The sequence below is a fragment of the Luteimonas sp. A534 genome (genome assembly GCF_054072805.1).
In genome coordinates this window covers 1-524 of sequence record NZ_JBSVRR010000028.1, presented here as the reverse complement: position 1 = coordinate 524, position 524 = coordinate 1, and the positions used below count along the sequence as shown (strand labels likewise).

Below are 524 nucleotides of genomic sequence, written 5' to 3'. Positions count from 1 at the left end.
GCGGCCAACGGCCGCCGGGATACGCTGACTTACTTGATGACCTTGGCAACCACGCCCGCGCCGACCGTACGGCCACCTTCGCGGATCGCGAAGCGCAGGCCCTCGTCCATCGCGATCGGGTTGATCAGCGTCACCACCATCTTCACGTTGTCGCCCGGCATCACCATCTCGACGCCCTCCGGCAGCTCGCAGGCGCCGGTGATGTCGGTGGTGCGGAAGTAGAACTGCGGACGGTAGCCCTTGAAGAACGGCGTATGACGGCCACCCTCGTCCTTCGACAGCACGTACACCTCGGCCTCGAACTCCGTGTGCGGCTTGATCGAACCCGGCTTGCACAGCACCTGGCCGCGCTCCACGTCGTCACGCTTGGTGCCGCGCAGCAGCAGGCCGGCGTTGTCGCCCGCCTGGCCCTGGTCGAGCAGCTTGCGGAACATCTCGACGCCGGTGACGGTCGTCTTGACGGTCGGACGGATGCCGACGATCTCGATTTCCTCGCCCACCTTGATGATGCCGCGCTCGATGCG

1 protein-coding gene is annotated in these 524 nt (G+C 66.2%); it reads right to left on the bottom strand.

What is annotated here, in order from left to right; translation table 11 throughout:
* Positions 1-29: 29 nt before the first annotated feature.
* Positions 30-524 (bottom strand): EF-Tu C-terminal domain-related protein (locus ACW5F0_RS14745; RefSeq protein ID WP_457000048.1); only part of this gene is annotated, 495 nt, incomplete at its 5' end.